This is a genomic window from Bradyrhizobium sp. USDA 4369 (genome assembly GCF_054056435.1).
Genome location: NZ_JBSRYH010000001.1, coordinates 6822833 through 6837943, shown reverse-complemented (window position 1 = coordinate 6837943; position 15111 = coordinate 6822833). Strand labels below are relative to the sequence as shown.

The following is a 15111-nucleotide window of genomic DNA, read 5'->3' as shown; positions in this document are numbered from 1 at the left end:
CTGCTGATCGGTGCCCTGCGCGTCGCGGCGCGGCCACCGAGCTCGCCATCAACGAGGGCCAGCTGCATTCCGTTCCAGCGGTCGGCCGCTGTCAGATGCCGCTGTCAGAGCTCGATGATGATGTAGTCGTTCTCGACCGCGACCGGGTAGCGCTCGGCGACGTAGGGTCCCTTCACGAGGTTCCCGCCGGTCTCGCGCTTGACGTCGTAGTTGCGCAGCCGCGTGGTGCGTGGGTCGCACCAGGACTGGCCGGTGGCGAGCTCGAACTCCCAGCCGTGCCAGGGGCAGCGCAGGAATTCCCCGTTGCGTTCGAGGCGGTAGTCGCCGGGACCTGAGGATTGCGCGATGCCGGTGATGACGCCGGTGCAGATCCGCGCGCCGCCATGCGGGCAGCGGTTCAGCAGCGCATGCAGCCGGCCGTCGACATTGAACAGCGCGATCTCGCGGCCGTCGACGAAGGCGGTCCGGCGCGCGCCCGGCGGCAATTCGTCGGCCGAACAGACGACGTGGCGGCTCATGACAGGCGATACAATGCCATCGCATTGTCCCTGAAGATCTGACGGCGCTGGGCTTCGGTCATTGGGAATTTGAAGGAGAAGCCCGGATTGTCGTAGTCCCAATGCGGATAGTCCGACGAATAAAGCAGGCGGTCCCAGCCGATCCAGTCGATGATCTCCGTGAGATGGCGCGCCTGCTCGGGCTCCTCGATCGGCTGCGTGGTCCACCAGATGTGGCGGCGCAGATAGTCGGAGGGTCGCTGCTTCAGATGCGGCACTTCCTTGCGGAACTTGTCGAAGTGCTTGTCCATGCGCCAGGCCAGCGCCGGGGCCCAGGCGAAGCCGCCTTCGACCAGAACGACCTTCAGGCCGGGGAAACGCTCGAACACGCCGCCGAGGATGAAGCTCGCGGCAAGTGACTCCATGCAGGCGACGAAGACGTAATGCTCCTGCAAGTAATAGGTCGGCCAGCCGGAGCCGGTCGAGGGATGTCCGCCATTATAGCCGACCGGATGCAGGCCGATCGGCAGTCCGGCACGTTCCGCCGCGGCGTAGATCGGCCAATAGCGTGGGTGGCCCAGCGGATCGGACGGCCGCGACGACAGCATGATCTGCACGTAGCGGCGATCGGCGGCGCAGCGTTCGATCTCGGCCACCGCGGCCTCGGGAAATTCCTGCGGCACGACGATGCCGGCGCGCAGCCGCGGCTCCTGCCGCACCCAGCGGTCGATCTGCCAATCATTGGTGGCGCGCGACATGGCGGCCGCGAATTCGGGATTGCGTTCCTCCATGCCGCCCTTGCTGAGCGCCATCAACAGCCCGAACTCGACATTGACGGGATCGAGATGCTGCCTGCGCAGCATGTCCAGGTCCGATCCCGCCGGGCCGCTGGCCGGCAGCGCGTCGGAGCGCATGCCGGCTGCCATCATGCGCGGATACATCAGGGTGCTCGACAGCGCCTGCCGCACATGCACCCCGTAGGTCTGATAGTGTTCGCGCCAGCGCGGCTCGAGATAGGGCAACAACTCGCCCGGTGTGCGATGCGCGGGATGAATGTCGCAGTCGACCACCGCGAGGGTCTGTCGCGCCTGCTGCTCTCGGAACGGAGCGTTCATCGGATCGTCTCCTCGATCGTGGCGGCGGCGCCAAGCGCCTGCGGCGCAAGCCGCGGATAGGCCGCCTGCGCGTTGTCGATCAGCAGCTTGCGCAGGGTGGCGGACGGCAGGCCATCCGGCAGCACGTCGTCGCCCTCGAACTGCCAGTGCGGGTAGTCGGTCGCGAACAGCAGCATGTCGTCGGAGCCGATGCGCGCGATGGTCTGGGCGATGGCGGTGGCGTCGGGTGCATCGAAAGGCTGGGTCGTGAGCCTGATGTGCTCGCGGATGATCTCGGATGGCCAGCGATCGACCCAGGGTGTCTCGGGGCGGGCCCCGCGCCAGGTCTTGTCGGTGCGCCACATCGTCACCGGCAGCCAGCTGACGCCGGATTCGAGGAAGACGAATTTCAGCTTAGGGAATTGTTGGAAAACGCCCTCGGCAATCAGGCTGACGGTCTGGTTCTCGAACGCCTGCGCCTGGGCGACATAGTCCTCGAATTGATAGCAGGGCCAGCCGACGATGGTTGGCGCATAGCGATAGGTACTGCCGGCATGGACGGCGACGACCAGCCCGTGGCGTTCCGCGGCGGCATAGAGCGGGAAGAATTCGCGCCGGCCGAGCGGCCGCTCGCCCATCGCTAGCATCAGGATCTGAACGAAGCGGCTGTTGGATGCGAGGCGCTCGACCTCGGCCACCGCCTGGGAGATGTCCTGGGGATGGATCAGGATCGAGCCGCGCAGCCGCGGCTCGCGGTCGAGCCATTGCACGCGCAGCCAATCATTGACCGCGCGGCACAGCGCGGCGGCCATGTCGTCATGATGCAGCGCGACGCAGCCATGGATGACATTGACGATGGCGTATTGGACGCCGAACGGATCGAGCGCTTGTGCGCGCAGAGTGTCGAGCGGCGTGGCGGCCTGCGTGCTGCGCCAATCGGCGCGCATGCTGATCGGCGCATTGGGCGGATAGCTCATCATCGCAAACGGCATGCGGTCGATGGCGCGATTGACGAGCTGGTCGCGCCAATAGTCGTCGAGGAAGGGCAGCAGCTCGGCGATGGTCGGTGCGGGAACGTGGAGGTCGCAATCGACCGCACCCGCATAAGGCATTCTCATGGTCGGCTCCGTATCTGACGAGAAGGTGTCGGCGCAGCAGCGATCAGGCCGGCGCGGCCTGATCGACCTTGTCCGGTTCAGGAGCTGCGAGGCTGCGGCGACGCTGCGACAGCCCCAGCGAGACGACGCAGCACGCCATGACCAGCGGCGGGAGCGCGGCGAGCACGAACAGGCTCGACGCCGGCAGGTGCCGGGCGATCAGCAGCCCGGCGATCAACGGCCCGCCGATCGAGCCGATCTTGGCCACCGAGAGCGCCCAGCCGACCGCAGTCGCGCGGTTGGCGCTCGGATAGAACTGCCCCACGGCACTGTTCAGACCCTGGTGGCCACCGACCACGAAGAAGCCGACGCACATCATCGCGGTCAGGAAACCCGCGTCGCTGAAGCCGGCAAACCCCAGCGAAGCAACCAGCGGGCAGGCGATCATCGGGACGGCAGCGATCGCAAGCACGCCGAAGCGGTCGAGCGCCCAGCCGGCGAGCAGGGCTCCGACCGAGCCGCCGAGGCTGAACATCGACAGGCCGAACGCGGCCCGCGCCGGCGAATAGCCTGACGCTTCCGCCAGGATCGGCGTCCAGCTGTTGAGGAAGAACATCGTCATCGAGCTGGCGATATAGGCCACCCACAGCAGCGGCGTGATGACCGCGAGCCTGCCGTCGAACAAGGCGGTCAGGCGCGCGAACGGCCCGCTGCCGGCCGGGGTGGGCTCGTCCTCTCGGATTACGAAGCGGCTGGTCGGTTGAGCGTTGAGACCGGGCGCGATGCGGTTGACGATGCGCGCGACCTCCTCGGGCTGCCGGCCCTGCGCGACGAGAAACTTGATGGATTCCGGCAGGCTGAAGAAGCTGACGATTGCGGCGAGCAGCGGCAGCACGCCGCCGATCCAGAACACGATCGGCCAGCCGAGATGCGGCACCAGCCAGGCCGCGATCAGCCCGCCGGCGCTGCCGCCCGCGACATAGCCGAGCATGATGATGGCGACGACGGTGCCGCGATAACGGCTCGGCACATATTCGAGATTGAGCGAGAAGCACAGCGGCGCAAGTCCGCCGATCCCGATGCCGGCGAGGAAGCGGAGCGCGATAAGCATGTTCAGATCACTCGCCCACGCTGTCAGCAGGCTGAAGCCGCCAAAAGTCACGGTGGCCGCGACGATCGAACGACGCCGTCCGATGCGGTCGCCGAGATAGCCGAAGATCAATCCGCCGACGAGAATGCCGAACACGCCAGCGCTGAACACGATGCCGAGCGTGGCCTTGTCGATGCCCCAGCTGCGGATGAGGGACGGGGCTGCGAACGCCATCGCGTGCAGGTCATAGCCGTCGAGACACATCATGATGGTGGATAGGGTCACGACTCTGAGCACCAGGGCGTTGCGGCGCTGGCGCTCGATGACGTCGCTGACGTCAATGGCCGCTGTTGAGCTCATGGTCTCCTTCCCCTTGTCTGCCGTTCGTTGGTGACGGCTTGTGCAAACCGCCCGACGGCGGCCAATCGTTCTGGGCGGAGCGACCGACCCGGACACAACCTTGGAGGCGCGTCCACAGCCGGAGCAGTTTGCAGCTGCAAGCTATTTGCTTCGAAAAGGAGGGAGAATAGGCTATTTTGGCAGAACATTTTTTCCGGATTGGATGAAATGAGCGATAGCCTTTTGAATATGAAGGCCTTTGTGGCGACGGCCCGGAACGGAAATTTCTCCGAAGCGGCCCGCCAGCTGGGGCTGGCGCCATCCGTCGTGACGAAGCGGGTGAGCCACCTCGAATGGTCGCTGAAATGCAAGCTGCTGCGACGAAGCACGCGGCGCCTGCAGCTCACCGAGATCGGTGAGCGCTATCTCGAGACCATGCAGCAGATCGTCCGTGAATATGACGAGATGGCTGCCGGCGTGAAACGATCGCCGCATGAGATCGAGGGCCACATCCGCATCAAGGCACCGGGGTCGCCAATGGCGATCGACCTGCCGCGGCTGCTATCGAGCTTTCAGATCAGATATCCGCGCGTCGTCCTGGAGGCGGTGCTGGTCGACCGCACGGTCAATCCGGTCGAGGAGGGATTCGACATCGTGCTGACGATGATGCCGTCGTCGTTTCATGGCGTCATCGAAGAGCCGCTGCTGGCCTTTCCACGCGTGCTGTGTGCCGCGCCGTCCTATCTCGCGCGGCGTGGCGAGCCGCGCCACATCCGTGATCTCGCCGATCACGATTGTCTGGTGTTTACGCCGATGGGGTCGGTTTGGACCTTCGACGGCAAGAGCGGTCTGACCACCGTCGCGGTACGGCCGCGCCTGTTGACCAACAATAACGGGCTGCTGGTGGAAGCCCTGAGTGCCGGTGGCGGCATTGCGGTGGTCTCGCGCAAGGTGGTGGCCCCAAGGCTGCGAAGCGGGACGCTGATCGAGGTGCTCCCGGAGGCGTTGCTGCCGGACCTCTGGGTCAAGGCCCTGGTGCCGACAGCGCGGGCGAATCTGGCCCGCGTGCAAACCCTGCTGTCGGAGATCCGCGATGCCTTCCGCCTGGTGGGAGAAGGTCAGCCGGCGCATGTTTGACTGGCTCGCGGTCGCAGCGATGCGCCTGGCGGGGGTCTACCCGGTGATGCGATAGCCTGTTAAGCAGCAGGCGAGCGCGGGCGGCGTCGCCCGGACGACATGAGAGAGGCATGAGCAATGATTGAGACAGTCGGCATCATCGGAGCAGGCACCATGGGCAACGGCATCGCGCAGGTCTGCGCGGCCGCGGGCGTACCGATCGTGATGGTGGACATTTCCGAGCAGGCGGTGGCGCGCGGGCTCGCGACAGTCGGCTCGAGCCTCGATCGTCTGGTCAGGAAGGACAAGCTGACCGCGGCAGACAAAGACAAGGCGTTGTCGCTCATCACCGGCACCACGGACAAAGCGAAGCTGGCGAGCTGCGATCTGGTCATCGAGGCTGCAACGGAGAACGAGGAGCTCAAGCTCAAGATCCTCGCGGATCTCTGCGCGGGCCTGAAGCCGGAGGCGGTGGTCGCCACCAACACGTCGTCGATCTCGATCACCAAGCTGGCGACAGCGACGGACCGGCCCGACCGCTTCATCGGCATGCACTTCTTCAACCCGGTGCCGATGATGGCGCTGCTCGAACTGATCCGCGGCTTGCAGACCTCCGATGCCACGCATGCGGCCGCGGCCGATTTCGCCAAACGGATCGGCAAGGTGGCGATCACCGCGAAGAACAGTCCGGGCTTCGCCGTCAACCGCATTCTGTGCCCGATGATCAACGAGGCGATCTTTGCCTATTCTGAGGGGATCGCCACCGCCGCCGACATCGATGAGGGCATGAAGCTCGGCTGCAATCACCCGATCGGCCCGCTTGCGCTGGCGGACCTGATCGGGCTCGACACGATGCTGTCGGTGATGGAAGTGTTCTACAATGGCTTCAACGATCCGAAATATCGCCCGGCGCCGCTGCTGAAGGAAATGGTGGCGGCAGGCCAGCTGGGCCGCAAGACCGGCAAGGGCTTCTACGACTATAGCAAGTAGTTGCGATTGGCCGCAACGGCACATCAGCATTGCGCGCAGCGGGTTGCTCCCGCTGTCGCGCAGAGATGCCGCGGACGTTGGTCCTCAAAACCTATTCTGATCCCAGATCGGTTGATTTGGCAGTTGTTGCAGGAATTGATGCGTCGGCGATGATCAATCTTGCGGCGACATCCGAACCCGGCATCATGCGTCGCACCGATGACAACCGCAACCTTCGCAATGGCGCCGATTGCGGCCGATAAAAGCTACAGTTGATATTGACCAACGGCATCCGTCGAGCCGACGGCCAACGCCGGGTAGGCAAGGGGCCATGCCTCGCTGATGCAGCCCTCTAAGCCGAGTCCCGGCGTGCCGTTCGTGAATTTGCCGCTATGCGACGCTCCGAAACGATGCCGTCGCACTCAGCGGAGTCGGTACTGAGGTGGAGTCATTGGACCTCCCGCCACAATTTTTTGCCGTCAATCTGCAATGAGACCTGTCACTCATGGTTACTGCAGACGAGCACACTACAGACGATCAGCACCCGGATCGTCCTCCCGCTCGCCGACGCTGTCAAGGCGCATCATGACGCAATGATGAACTCGACGTTACAGCGCCCATCGCAGCGCGCAGCAAGCCGTCACTTTTGGCTCACAGCGGTGACAAATCATGCGCGGATAACTACATGGGTGCGGGCCAAGGCGATCGTCGGCAGCCGGGTCGTGAATCGCGGTGGGCAAGCGCGACAAAGTGACTGCCACGAGGATGAACGTTTGCGGCGCGTCAAACAGCCGCGTTCATCCGCGGTTACACTGCGCGCGTGCAAAGTGATCGACGGAACCAAAGGAATTCGTGGCGTCTTGTCTGCCGCGAATATCACAGCAGGAGAACAGCGATGAAGACAGCAACCATCACCCTGGCCACGGCCGCGGTTCTCGCATGGAGTCTGCCTGTCCTTGCTGCGGAGCAGGGCGCTGCCGGCGTGGTGACCGGCATCAACCGTTTGAATGGAACCATTGCCATCAAGCGCGTTCAGAATGGAACCGTGGGCGCGGCTGCCGCGGCGACCGCCGAGGAATTCAAGGTCAAGGACAATGCGATGGTGGAGGACGTTCACGCCGGCGATCGCGTGATATTCTCCACGTCGGACGGCAACACCAAAACGATCATCAAGCTCGATCGCCAGAAATAGCGCCTCCGTGCTGAGCTGAGGACGAGATGCGATCGCGGGATAGCGTGCTGCGATATGGCGCCTGGAGCCTTGGCCTCTGGCTGATCGTCGGTCTCTGCCATGGCGCCAGCGCGGGGACCGACGATCTCTACCGCGCTCAGACGATTGTGACCGGCCAGGGGCTGGACAACCGTGAGGCGGCGTTTGCCGCCTGTTTGGAAGACGTGCTGATCAAGGTGTCGGGCGCTTATCAGCTCAGCGGTGACGCCCGCCTGTCGCCGTTCAAGGCGCGGGCCGGCGACTTCGTCACCGGCTTCGACTATCACGACCAGAAGGCGGGGAAGCCGAAGCACGATGAGCAGGGCACGCGCGACCGTTCCTACGATCTCACGGTCTCGTTCGATCACGCCAAGATCGATGCTCTGCTGGGGACGCTTTCGACCAAGCCATGGCTTGCGGCGCGTCCGGTCGTCGCCACGATCGTCGCGATGAACTACGGCGGCAGGAGCTTTCTTGTCGCCGCGGATGATCGGCGCTCCGATCTGCAGCGTGACGCGCTGCGTGCGGCCGCGGCCAAACGCGGCCTCGACATCGCTCTGCCCACGGCGTCAGAGCTCGCGACGGCCAGTTCTGGCGGTGCCTATCAGGGCGCTCCGACCCTGGCGAGCCTCGGTGCCGTGTTGCCCGGAGTTGAGGTCAGGCTGTTCGGGCAGTTGTCATGGGACGACCGCGAGCTCGGCTGGATCGCGCAGTGGCAGCTCGACGCCGCCGGACAGCGGCATCATTGGCAGCTTCGCGGCGCCACGTTTGACGACGCATTCCGCCGCGGATTCGGCGGGGTCGCGCAGATTCTCTCCGGCAATGGAGCGCCGTGAGATCAGACCTCGGTGACTTTGCTGTTCAGTCATTGTGATCTCCGCATCGGTGATCGGTCCAACAAGTTTCGGAGCGCTCGCTTCGGAAATCGGTTCCGTATCTCCGGATGATGCTGATGGGCCACTGCGGCAGTGGCAGAAGCCGCGAGGACGACTACATGGGGGTCATCCTCCGGATCTCCAGCACAACTCGTCCGTCGTGAAAAAGCTCGTGCTCGTCTTCCTGCTTATCATTATCGCCCCCTTGTCCCTCTCGGCCGCGAACTATCTGCGCGATGATCGCCGCGGCAACTGGCAAAGCGCCGATCGGTCGAGTGCAGGATTGCTCCCCTCTCCAGCCGAACAGGCCGATGCGCTGGTGCGCGTGTTCGCTGCGCGCACAGTGCGGTGGCGCGACATCTTCGCGGTCCATACCTGGATCGTGGTCAAGGAGAAGGGCGCTCCGCGCTATACGCGCTATGACTATACGGCGTGGGGTGAACCGATCCGCGTCGATGGCTCCGCCCCCGACGGGCGCTGGTTCGGAGCTGAGCCGGAAACGGTTCTGGCCGTCGATGGCGACGAAGCCCAGCGCGTGATCCCGAAGATCCGCAATGTCATCGAGACTTATCGCTTCCGTGCCTATGGCGATTACAACGCCTGGCCGGGGCCCAATTCGAACACCTTCGTCCAGGCCGCGCTGAACGCCGTGCCGGAGCTGAACGCGGTGCTGCCGCCGACCGCGATCGGCAGGGACTTTCCTTATGCGGGGTGGTGGGGGCGCACCGCCTCTGGAACCGGTCTGTTCGTATCTTTGGGAGGCTATCTCGGCGTCACCGTGGGGTGGATCGAAGGGATCGAGCTGAACGTCCTCGGTAGCGTTCTCGGCGTGGATGTGCGCCGGCCGGCGCTCAAATTCCCCGGCATGGGCAGGCTCGGCCTGCCCATGGGGTGAGGACGGAGGGCCTCCGGCGACCGGCTGGCATGCCGCTTGCTGCGCCTCGACAGCGCGGCGCCACGATGTCGGGGACCCGCCACAGGAGGCCGGTGATGGAGACGCTGTTCGCAATCTGTGCGACCTATGAGGTGGACGACGGTGGCGCACGGGGCTTCGTTCTCCAGCGCCGGGAGCCGGACGGCACCGCCAAGCCCTGGCCGATCCTGGTCACCCGTAAAGGCAATCATTTCTACGGCTTTGAGAATGCCTGCCCGCACCAGGGCGCCCGTCTCGATAAGCGCGCCGGCGAGTTCATGGACGAGGAAGGCAATTTCCTGGTCTGTGGACAGCACGGCGCCCGCTTCGACCTCGACACCGGAAAGTGCTTCATCGGGCCGTGCCAGGGCTCGGCTCTGGCCGCGATCAAGCTGGTGATCGACGATGGCGATGTCTGCCTGTCCGGCATCGATCTTGACGAGGAGGACGGCCTCGACATCGACGATCCCGAGGATGACGTCCCGGACGTGCAAATCACGTCCGATTGACGCTACAGCGCCCGCTGGGGCCGTCAGCGCTTCTTCCGTTCGGCGCGGCTGAAATTGCTGAGATGTCCCTCGCGAGCCGCTTGCGCGCGCGCTGCCCTGATGAGGCCGGGGCTGCGTGCCGGCGGGGCGGGCAGCGACGGCAGCCTGGTGAGCTTGCGTCCGCCGCAGCCCGGGCACACCGGGCGTTCGGATAGTCCGATCAACAACTCGACGTCTGCAGCGCAACTGGTGCAGTGAAAGCTATAGAACGGCATGACACATCCCCCTGTGTAGCCAGGCGGACCTTGCAGGAAGCGGGCCATCCACAAAGATACCGAAAGCGTCGATCAGGGCGGGATCCGGGCCGGTTTTCACGCAAACGGCTCGTTCTTTGCCCGAGCGCGTTCCAAACATGACGCCGCCTGCGTCGAACATTCGACAGGTGGTGGTCCGAGCGGTCGACCGCGGCGGCTGGTTCCGCGCAGGCTCGGTCGACCGCCCGCCGGCCAGCCGATCAGGCGTGGGTCTTCGGTACGTAATTGCCGGCGACGCACTTGTAACTCTGCAGGCGCCACTCGTGATATGGACCCTTGGACATCCAGTCGGCGATTCCTATCTGTGCACTGACCGCGCACGACGTCATCGTGATGCCGGACATCTCGCTATTCGTGACAACCTTCTCCATGCAGAGTTGGCCGTTGCAGAGCATTGCGACGAGAGTGACGAGCACGTTGATTCTGCCTCCATAGAGTGGGACCCGGTAAGGATCGCGAAAGCAGAGTTCATGCCAAGTTATGATGGTGGGCCGGGTTGCTACGGGACGGATCGTTGCGGATGTTACTTGATCGCTACACAAGCGTGACGAATCCCGAGCGACATCACGTAGGTTTCACAATGCCGTTCGGTATGCTGCTGATGAGTTCGCGATGGGAGCGTCATCGCTGAATGCGCGTCCGGCTGTGGGCGTATCCTCGAATTTTACCGATGCCAAAGAACGGGCAGCGTTTGCGCAGTCGAGTGGCGGCTTCGCCGGGATGCCCCCGTGGGCCGAGATACCGTTATTCCACGGCTTGATCCCAGGGCTTGATTCCAAGCCTCGCAAGTCTTCAACCCGGGGCAGCCGCGCAGCTCAGGCCTCGTTGAGGCCGGCGCCGCGATCGGTCAGGACTTTCTGACCTTTCGCGGTCAGCTCATGGATGTCGCCGTCCTTGGCGACGTAGCCTTCGCGAATCAGGCCGTCGAGTTGGTCCTGGCGGTCAGGCGAGAAGGCGATTGCCCGGCCGATATCTGCGAGTGTCGCGATCTGGTCGTCCGTCAGCATGGCCACCCTCCCGTTGTCGATCCGAACGCGGCGACGTGCCGAATGTTCCGGGAGGGCGGCATGTGAAGGGGGCGGCATGTCATGCCTTGCGCACGAACTCCGACTTCAGATTCATCTGGCCGATGCCGTCGATCTTGCACGCGATGTTGTGGCCGTCGCTCGCCTCCTGCAGGCGGATGTTGCGCACCTTGGTGCCGCCTTTCACCACCGAGGACGAGCCTTTCACCTTGAGGTCCTTGATGACGATGACGCTGTCGCCATCCGCGAGCACATTGCCGTTGGCGTCACGAATGCTCGTCTCATCCGCCGCGGCGACAACCGCATCACCGCTCCATTCGTGACCGCATTCCGGACAGACCCACAGCGCGCCGTCCTGATAGGCGTGTTCGGAGCGGCATTGCGGGCAGATCGTCGCGTCGGTCATGTCATCCTCGGGCGCTGGCAGAAGCGGGGGCAGCGTTAGAGGCTCGGATGGAACCGGGCAAGGAAAATCACGCCCGGCCCGCAGTCCCAGCGCGCGTTGCCGAGGCGCCGCGCGCTGTCGTTGTCGACGGTCTGCTGGTCGCGCCGCGCCCGTCACGCCGCCTTGCGTTCGGGGGCCTTGGCCGGTTCGGTCTCTGCCGCTTCCATGGCCCGCAGATAGGTGTCGAGCAGGGTCTCATGCTCGTCGCGCTCGTCCTGGTCCTGCTTCCGCAGCTTGATGATCTCCTTCAGGATCTTGACGTCGAAGCCCTCGCCCTTGGCCTCGGCGAACACTTCCTTCTTCTGCTCGTTCAGCTCCGCCAACTCGCCATCGAGGTGCTCGATGCGCTCGACGAAGGACCGGATGCGCGCGCCGGGAATGCCGATCTCTGACATGGTGACTCCTACATGAATGGGACCCTGAAAATGCGCGGCAGTTCGTTGCCAATGTGTTAACGCGCGGGGCTTGACCACAGCTGCGCATGTGACGTGCTTAACGCGGAACCGGGCCTGCAGCGATCCCGCCGATGCTGCGCCCCTGCTCAGCTCCGTTGACCTGCTGCAAGCTTCTGAAACAGCTTCTTCATCGCGTTGACCTTGCCGAGATAGTTCGCGACCGAATGGTCGCCGCAGCGCTCGCCATCCTCGGGCTTGAAGCCGCGCCGGACGAAGCCGGCGGCGGGTCCGGCGCCGCAGAGATGGATGACGGCTGCGAGATCCTGTTTCTGCTGGGCGGTGGGCTTGGCGGCGGGCTGCCGCGCGAGCACCGCGGCGACCTGGCGGTCGAGCGAAATCACCGTGAGGGCCACCGCATGCACGGGCCAGGCGCGGAGCCACAGGCTGGGAGATCCGCAGTCGTCTGCCGTGACCTCGTGATCCCGGATGCAGAACCGCGCGGCGTCGGCGAAGGCGCCATCGGTCATCTGGAACAGGCCGACGGCGCTCGAGGCCGGCTGATACAGCGCAAACGGATTCCAGGCGAGCCGCCAGCGCCAATAGGTCCTCGCCACCGGATTGCCGGAGCTTTCGGTCTGTGCCAGCGCAGCGAGCAGCTCCGGTGTGATCGCCCGTGTCGCGCTCTCTCGAAACAGCGTGCCATATTGCCGCCAGGTCTCCTCCGGCTCCTTGTCAAGCGCGTGGCCCGTCACGACGAACAACTCGGTCGGTTTGCGCACGACGTGATAGGCGAGATTGGCGAGCGCGAGGACGCCGAGCGCCAATGCGACCCCGACGGTCAGCTTCAGCCAGCGCGGCGCCGCGCCCGCCGTCCGCAGCAACCACCATGCGCCGCGCTGAGCATATCGCCCCGTATCGCGGCGCAGGGCGCGCCAGCCTTGAGCCAGCCGGCCTTGGGCGCGGCGCGGCTTGCGCGCGGTTTGTGGACGTCGAGCAGGAACGTTCGGCAAGGCGGGACCTCGGTGAGGGGTGTGCCGGTCCATGGTTAAGGAAGAATTTGCGCAAATGGGTCATGCTGCCACTTTCTGCGGTAAGGCGGTGCGCGATGAGGAATTCGGTCAGTACCCTGCTGATGGTGCTGTTGTCGGTGCTGGCGGCGGGCATCCTGGTGTCCACGGCGATCCTGATGAGCGGCGCTGCCGGCCGCTACCGCGAAAGCGTCGCGACGGAGCAGCTCACGGCGGCCGACAAGGCGATCTTCCAGAACGTGCTGGTGATGCGCGCCCGCCGCGGCGACATGCAGAGCGTGCTGCTCAGCGAGGACGATCCGCGCGCCAGGCTCACAGAGTATCAGGGCGTCGAGGCCAAGGGCTATGACGGCATCCTCGCGGCGCTTGCCGGCGTCGACATGCCCGAGCGCGATGAACTCATCAGCCGGCTCAAAGCGAGCTGGGAGGCGACGCAGCCGCAGTTCCGGCTGCTGTTCGACGAGGCCGCCAAGCCGCGCGCCGAACGTGTGCTGAGCCGCACCCAGCCCTGGTATGACGCGATGACCAAGACGCTGGATGCCGCCAACGCGGCCTCGCTCGCCGTCTCCAACCGCGCCTGGATGACCGATCCGGCGATCGCCAAGATGGTCCAGGCGCGCCGCCTGGCCTGGCAGGTGCGCGACCGCTACGGCCTGCAATGCTCGGCGATGCGGCCCAACATCAACAGCTCCAAGCCGCTCGACGACGCCCAGAAGGCCTCGATCGGGCAATGGCGCGGCACCGTCGCGGCCGGCTGGTCGGGTCTCGACGACCTCCTGGCGGGCGCCGGCGGTGCGGAGCTCGCGGCCGTGGTCAAGACCTCGCGCGCCGAGGTCGAGGCGGCGCATCAGCGCATGGACCAGCTCGCCAAGAGCTTTGACGGCAGCGGCAGACCGGCGATGCCGGCGCCGGAGTGGAATGCGTTCTGCCAGGGTCCGTTCCAGGGCATCATCAATATCGGCATGGCCGCGCTCGACGGCTCGATCGCGCGCGCCGGGGCGATCAAGGCGGCGGCGCTGAGCAGCCTGATCGTGCAGTCGATCGCCTTCATCACCGCGCTGCTGGTCGCGGGCGCGGCGCTGCGCGCCGTGCGCGTCCGCCTGGTGCGCCCGGTCGGCGCGCTGATGCAGGCCATCCAGCGCATCGGCCAGCGCGACTACCAGACGCCAGTGCCGCAATTCGCCCATGCCGACGAGTTCGGCGCGATGGCCGCCGCGCTCGAGGGCCTGCGTGAAAGCGCCGGCACCGCCGAGCAGCTGGGCCGCGAGCGCGAGCTCGACCAGGGCAAGCGGCTGGAGCGCTCGCAGGCGATCGACAGCGCCTGCCGGAGCTTCGACGACACGGTGCAGGCGGTCATCGTCAGCATGAGCACCTCCACCGGCCAGCTCGATTCCAGCGCCGGCGACGTGCGCAAGCTGGTCGACGAGTCCGCCGATCAGACCGCCGCCGTCGCCAGCGCCGCGGAGACCGCGACCACCAATCTCGAGACCATCGCCGCCGCCACCGAGGAGCTGACCGCGTCGGTCTCCGAGATCGCGGCGCAGGTGCAGGCGTCGGCCGCCGAGGCGCGCCAGGCGGTGGAGAAGGCGGCGCAGACCAACGCCACCGTGGAAATGCTCGACCGCGCCGCCAACCGCATCGGCGAGGTGGTCAAGATGATCACCGCGATCGCCAGCCAGACCAACCTGCTGGCCTTGAACGCGACCATCGAGGCGGCGCGCGCCGGCGAGGCCGGCCGCGGCTTTGCTGTTGTCGCCGGCGAGGTCAAGAACCTCGCGGCGCAGACCGCGAGCGCAACCGACGACATCACCCGGCAGATCGGCGAGATCCAGGCCGCCACCGGCGAGTCGGTCGAGGCGATCCGCGCCATCAGTCACAACATCTCCGGCATCGACGAGAAGATGGCGGCGATCGCGGCGGCCGTGGAGCAGCAGCGCGCCGCCACCACCGAGATCTCGCGCAATTTCCAGCAGGCCGCGCAAGGCACCCGCGCCGTCACCGACACGATCGGCTCGGTCGCGGCCCTCAACCGCCAGACCGGCAATGCGGGCGCCGCGATGGTGGAGTCGGTGCGCCGGATGGCCGATGACGCCGACCGCTTCCGGGTCGCCGTCGAAGGCTTCCTCGGCACGGTGCGCCGCGCCTGAGGGGAGGCGCCGCGCGCGCCGTCCTCTGACCGGGTCCTGACGTTGACAAACAGCGGCGTGCGCAGATCA

Annotated in this window: 16 protein-coding genes; 7 read left to right on the top strand and 9 right to left on the bottom strand. The window is 65.6% G+C overall.

Features of this window, described 5'->3' with window-relative positions:
* Window positions 1-104 precede the first annotated feature (104 nt).
* The 4 genes from ACVIJ6_RS30975 to ACVIJ6_RS30960 are packed head-to-tail and all read right to left on the bottom strand — an operon-like array spanning window position 105 to window position 4138.
* A complete protein-coding gene (locus ACVIJ6_RS30975) occupies window positions 105-518 on the bottom strand; it encodes a Rieske (2Fe-2S) protein (RefSeq protein ID WP_456775813.1) in 414 nt (137 codons plus the stop codon).
* Entirely contained in the window at window positions 515-1612 is a 1098-nt protein-coding gene (locus ACVIJ6_RS30970) for an amidohydrolase family protein (RefSeq protein WP_456775812.1), read from the bottom strand. The genes ACVIJ6_RS30975 and ACVIJ6_RS30970 overlap by 4 nt, the downstream gene beginning before the upstream one ends.
* Entirely contained in the window at window positions 1609-2709 is a 1101-nt protein-coding gene (locus tag ACVIJ6_RS30965) for an amidohydrolase family protein (protein WP_456775811.1), read from the bottom strand. Before ACVIJ6_RS30965 ends, ACVIJ6_RS30970 begins: the two co-directional genes overlap by 4 nt.
* 43 nt (window positions 2710-2752) lie before the next feature.
* Window positions 2753-4138, bottom strand: a complete 1386-nt coding sequence (locus ACVIJ6_RS30960) for an MFS transporter (protein WP_456775810.1) — start codon at window positions 4136-4138, stop codon at window positions 2753-2755.
* A gap of 207 nt (window positions 4139-4345) precedes the next feature.
* On the opposite strand from ACVIJ6_RS30960, the gene ACVIJ6_RS30955 reads away from it, so the two are divergent.
* The 6 genes from ACVIJ6_RS30955 (at window position 4346) to ACVIJ6_RS30930 (ending at window position 9709) form a co-directional block, all read left to right on the top strand.
* On the top strand, window positions 4346-5254 hold the full coding sequence (locus tag ACVIJ6_RS30955) for a LysR family transcriptional regulator (RefSeq protein ID WP_456775809.1): 909 nt from the start codon (window positions 4346-4348) through the stop codon (window positions 5252-5254).
* A 117-nt stretch (window positions 5255-5371) separates the two neighbouring features.
* Entirely contained in the window at window positions 5372-6223 is an 852-nt protein-coding gene (locus ACVIJ6_RS30950) for a 3-hydroxybutyryl-CoA dehydrogenase (RefSeq protein WP_456775808.1), read from the top strand.
* Between the two features lie 874 nt (window positions 6224-7097).
* Window positions 7098-7394 carry a copper-binding protein gene (locus ACVIJ6_RS30945; protein ID WP_456775807.1) on the top strand — a complete coding sequence of 99 codons (297 nt, stop codon included), beginning with the start codon at window positions 7098-7100 and terminating at the stop codon, window positions 7392-7394.
* Window positions 7395-7420: 26 nt separating this feature from the next.
* A complete protein-coding gene (locus tag ACVIJ6_RS30940) occupies window positions 7421-8248 on the top strand; it encodes a DUF2066 domain-containing protein (protein WP_456775806.1) in 828 nt (275 codons plus the stop codon).
* Window positions 8249-8459: 211 nt separating this feature from the next.
* On the top strand, window positions 8460-9182 hold the full coding sequence (locus ACVIJ6_RS30935) for a DUF3750 domain-containing protein (RefSeq protein ID WP_456777118.1): 723 nt from the start codon (window positions 8460-8462) through the stop codon (window positions 9180-9182).
* Window positions 9183-9277: 95 nt separating this feature from the next.
* Window positions 9278-9709: a Rieske (2Fe-2S) protein gene (locus tag ACVIJ6_RS30930; protein ID WP_456775805.1), complete on the top strand. Its 432-nt coding sequence runs from the start codon at window positions 9278-9280 to the stop codon at window positions 9707-9709.
* A 23-nt stretch (window positions 9710-9732) separates the two neighbouring features.
* On the opposite strand, the gene ACVIJ6_RS30925 is transcribed toward ACVIJ6_RS30930, so the two are convergent.
* The 5 genes from ACVIJ6_RS30925 to ACVIJ6_RS30905 all read right to left on the bottom strand — a co-directional run bounded on the left by ACVIJ6_RS30925 (window position 9733) and on the right by ACVIJ6_RS30905 (window position 12793).
* Window positions 9733-9963, bottom strand: coding sequence for an FmdB family zinc ribbon protein (locus ACVIJ6_RS30925; RefSeq protein WP_456775804.1), 231 nt, complete (start codon window positions 9961-9963; stop codon window positions 9733-9735).
* 854 nt (window positions 9964-10817) lie between these two features.
* Window positions 10818-11009, bottom strand: a complete 192-nt coding sequence (locus ACVIJ6_RS30920; protein ID WP_456775803.1) for a hypothetical protein — start codon at window positions 11007-11009, stop codon at window positions 10818-10820.
* 79 nt (window positions 11010-11088) lie between these two features.
* Window positions 11089-11433: a zinc ribbon domain-containing protein YjdM gene (locus tag ACVIJ6_RS30915; RefSeq protein ID WP_456775802.1), complete on the bottom strand. Its 345-nt coding sequence runs from the start codon at window positions 11431-11433 to the stop codon at window positions 11089-11091.
* Window positions 11434-11585: 152 nt separating this feature from the next.
* A complete protein-coding gene (locus ACVIJ6_RS30910; protein ID WP_012044300.1) occupies window positions 11586-11867 on the bottom strand; it encodes a DUF2312 domain-containing protein in 282 nt (93 codons plus the stop codon).
* A gap of 146 nt (window positions 11868-12013) precedes the next feature.
* A complete protein-coding gene (locus ACVIJ6_RS30905) occupies window positions 12014-12793 on the bottom strand; it encodes a transglycosylase SLT domain-containing protein (RefSeq protein ID WP_456777117.1) in 780 nt (259 codons plus the stop codon).
* A gap of 179 nt (window positions 12794-12972) precedes the next feature.
* Between ACVIJ6_RS30905 and ACVIJ6_RS30900 the strand changes: the two genes are divergently transcribed.
* Complete coding sequence (locus ACVIJ6_RS30900) at window positions 12973-15042, top strand: methyl-accepting chemotaxis protein (protein ID WP_456775801.1); 2070 nt, start codon at window positions 12973-12975, stop codon at window positions 15040-15042.
* Window positions 15043-15111 lie beyond the last annotated feature (69 nt).

Coding starts and splice junctions, on each gene's coding strand:
- ACVIJ6_RS30975 (WP_456775813.1), bottom strand. CDS start 518: ATGAGCCGCCACGTCGTCTGTTCGGCCGACGAATTGCCGCCGGGCGCG.
- ACVIJ6_RS30970 (WP_456775812.1), bottom strand. CDS start 1,612: ATGAACGCTCCGTTCCGAGAGCAGCAGGCGCGACAGACCCTCGCGGTG.
- ACVIJ6_RS30965 (WP_456775811.1), bottom strand. CDS start 2,709: ATGAGAATGCCTTATGCGGGTGCGGTCGATTGCGACCTCCACGTTCCC.
- ACVIJ6_RS30960 (WP_456775810.1), bottom strand. CDS start 4,138: ATGAGCTCAACAGCGGCCATTGACGTCAGCGACGTCATCGAGCGCCAG.
- ACVIJ6_RS30955 (WP_456775809.1), top strand. CDS start 4,346: ATGAGCGATAGCCTTTTGAATATGAAGGCCTTTGTGGCGACGGCCCGG.
- ACVIJ6_RS30950 (WP_456775808.1), top strand. CDS start 5,372: ATGATTGAGACAGTCGGCATCATCGGAGCAGGCACCATGGGCAACGGC.
- ACVIJ6_RS30945 (WP_456775807.1), top strand. CDS start 7,098: ATGAAGACAGCAACCATCACCCTGGCCACGGCCGCGGTTCTCGCATGG.
- ACVIJ6_RS30940 (WP_456775806.1), top strand. CDS start 7,421: ATGCGATCGCGGGATAGCGTGCTGCGATATGGCGCCTGGAGCCTTGGC.
- ACVIJ6_RS30930 (WP_456775805.1), top strand. CDS start 9,278: ATGGAGACGCTGTTCGCAATCTGTGCGACCTATGAGGTGGACGACGGT.
- ACVIJ6_RS30925 (WP_456775804.1), bottom strand. CDS start 9,963: ATGCCGTTCTATAGCTTTCACTGCACCAGTTGCGCTGCAGACGTCGAG.
- ACVIJ6_RS30920 (WP_456775803.1), bottom strand. CDS start 11,009: ATGCTGACGGACGACCAGATCGCGACACTCGCAGATATCGGCCGGGCA.
- ACVIJ6_RS30915 (WP_456775802.1), bottom strand. CDS start 11,433: ATGACCGACGCGACGATCTGCCCGCAATGCCGCTCCGAACACGCCTAT.
- ACVIJ6_RS30910 (WP_012044300.1), bottom strand. CDS start 11,867: ATGTCAGAGATCGGCATTCCCGGCGCGCGCATCCGGTCCTTCGTCGAG.
- ACVIJ6_RS30900 (WP_456775801.1), top strand. CDS start 12,973: ATGAGGAATTCGGTCAGTACCCTGCTGATGGTGCTGTTGTCGGTGCTG.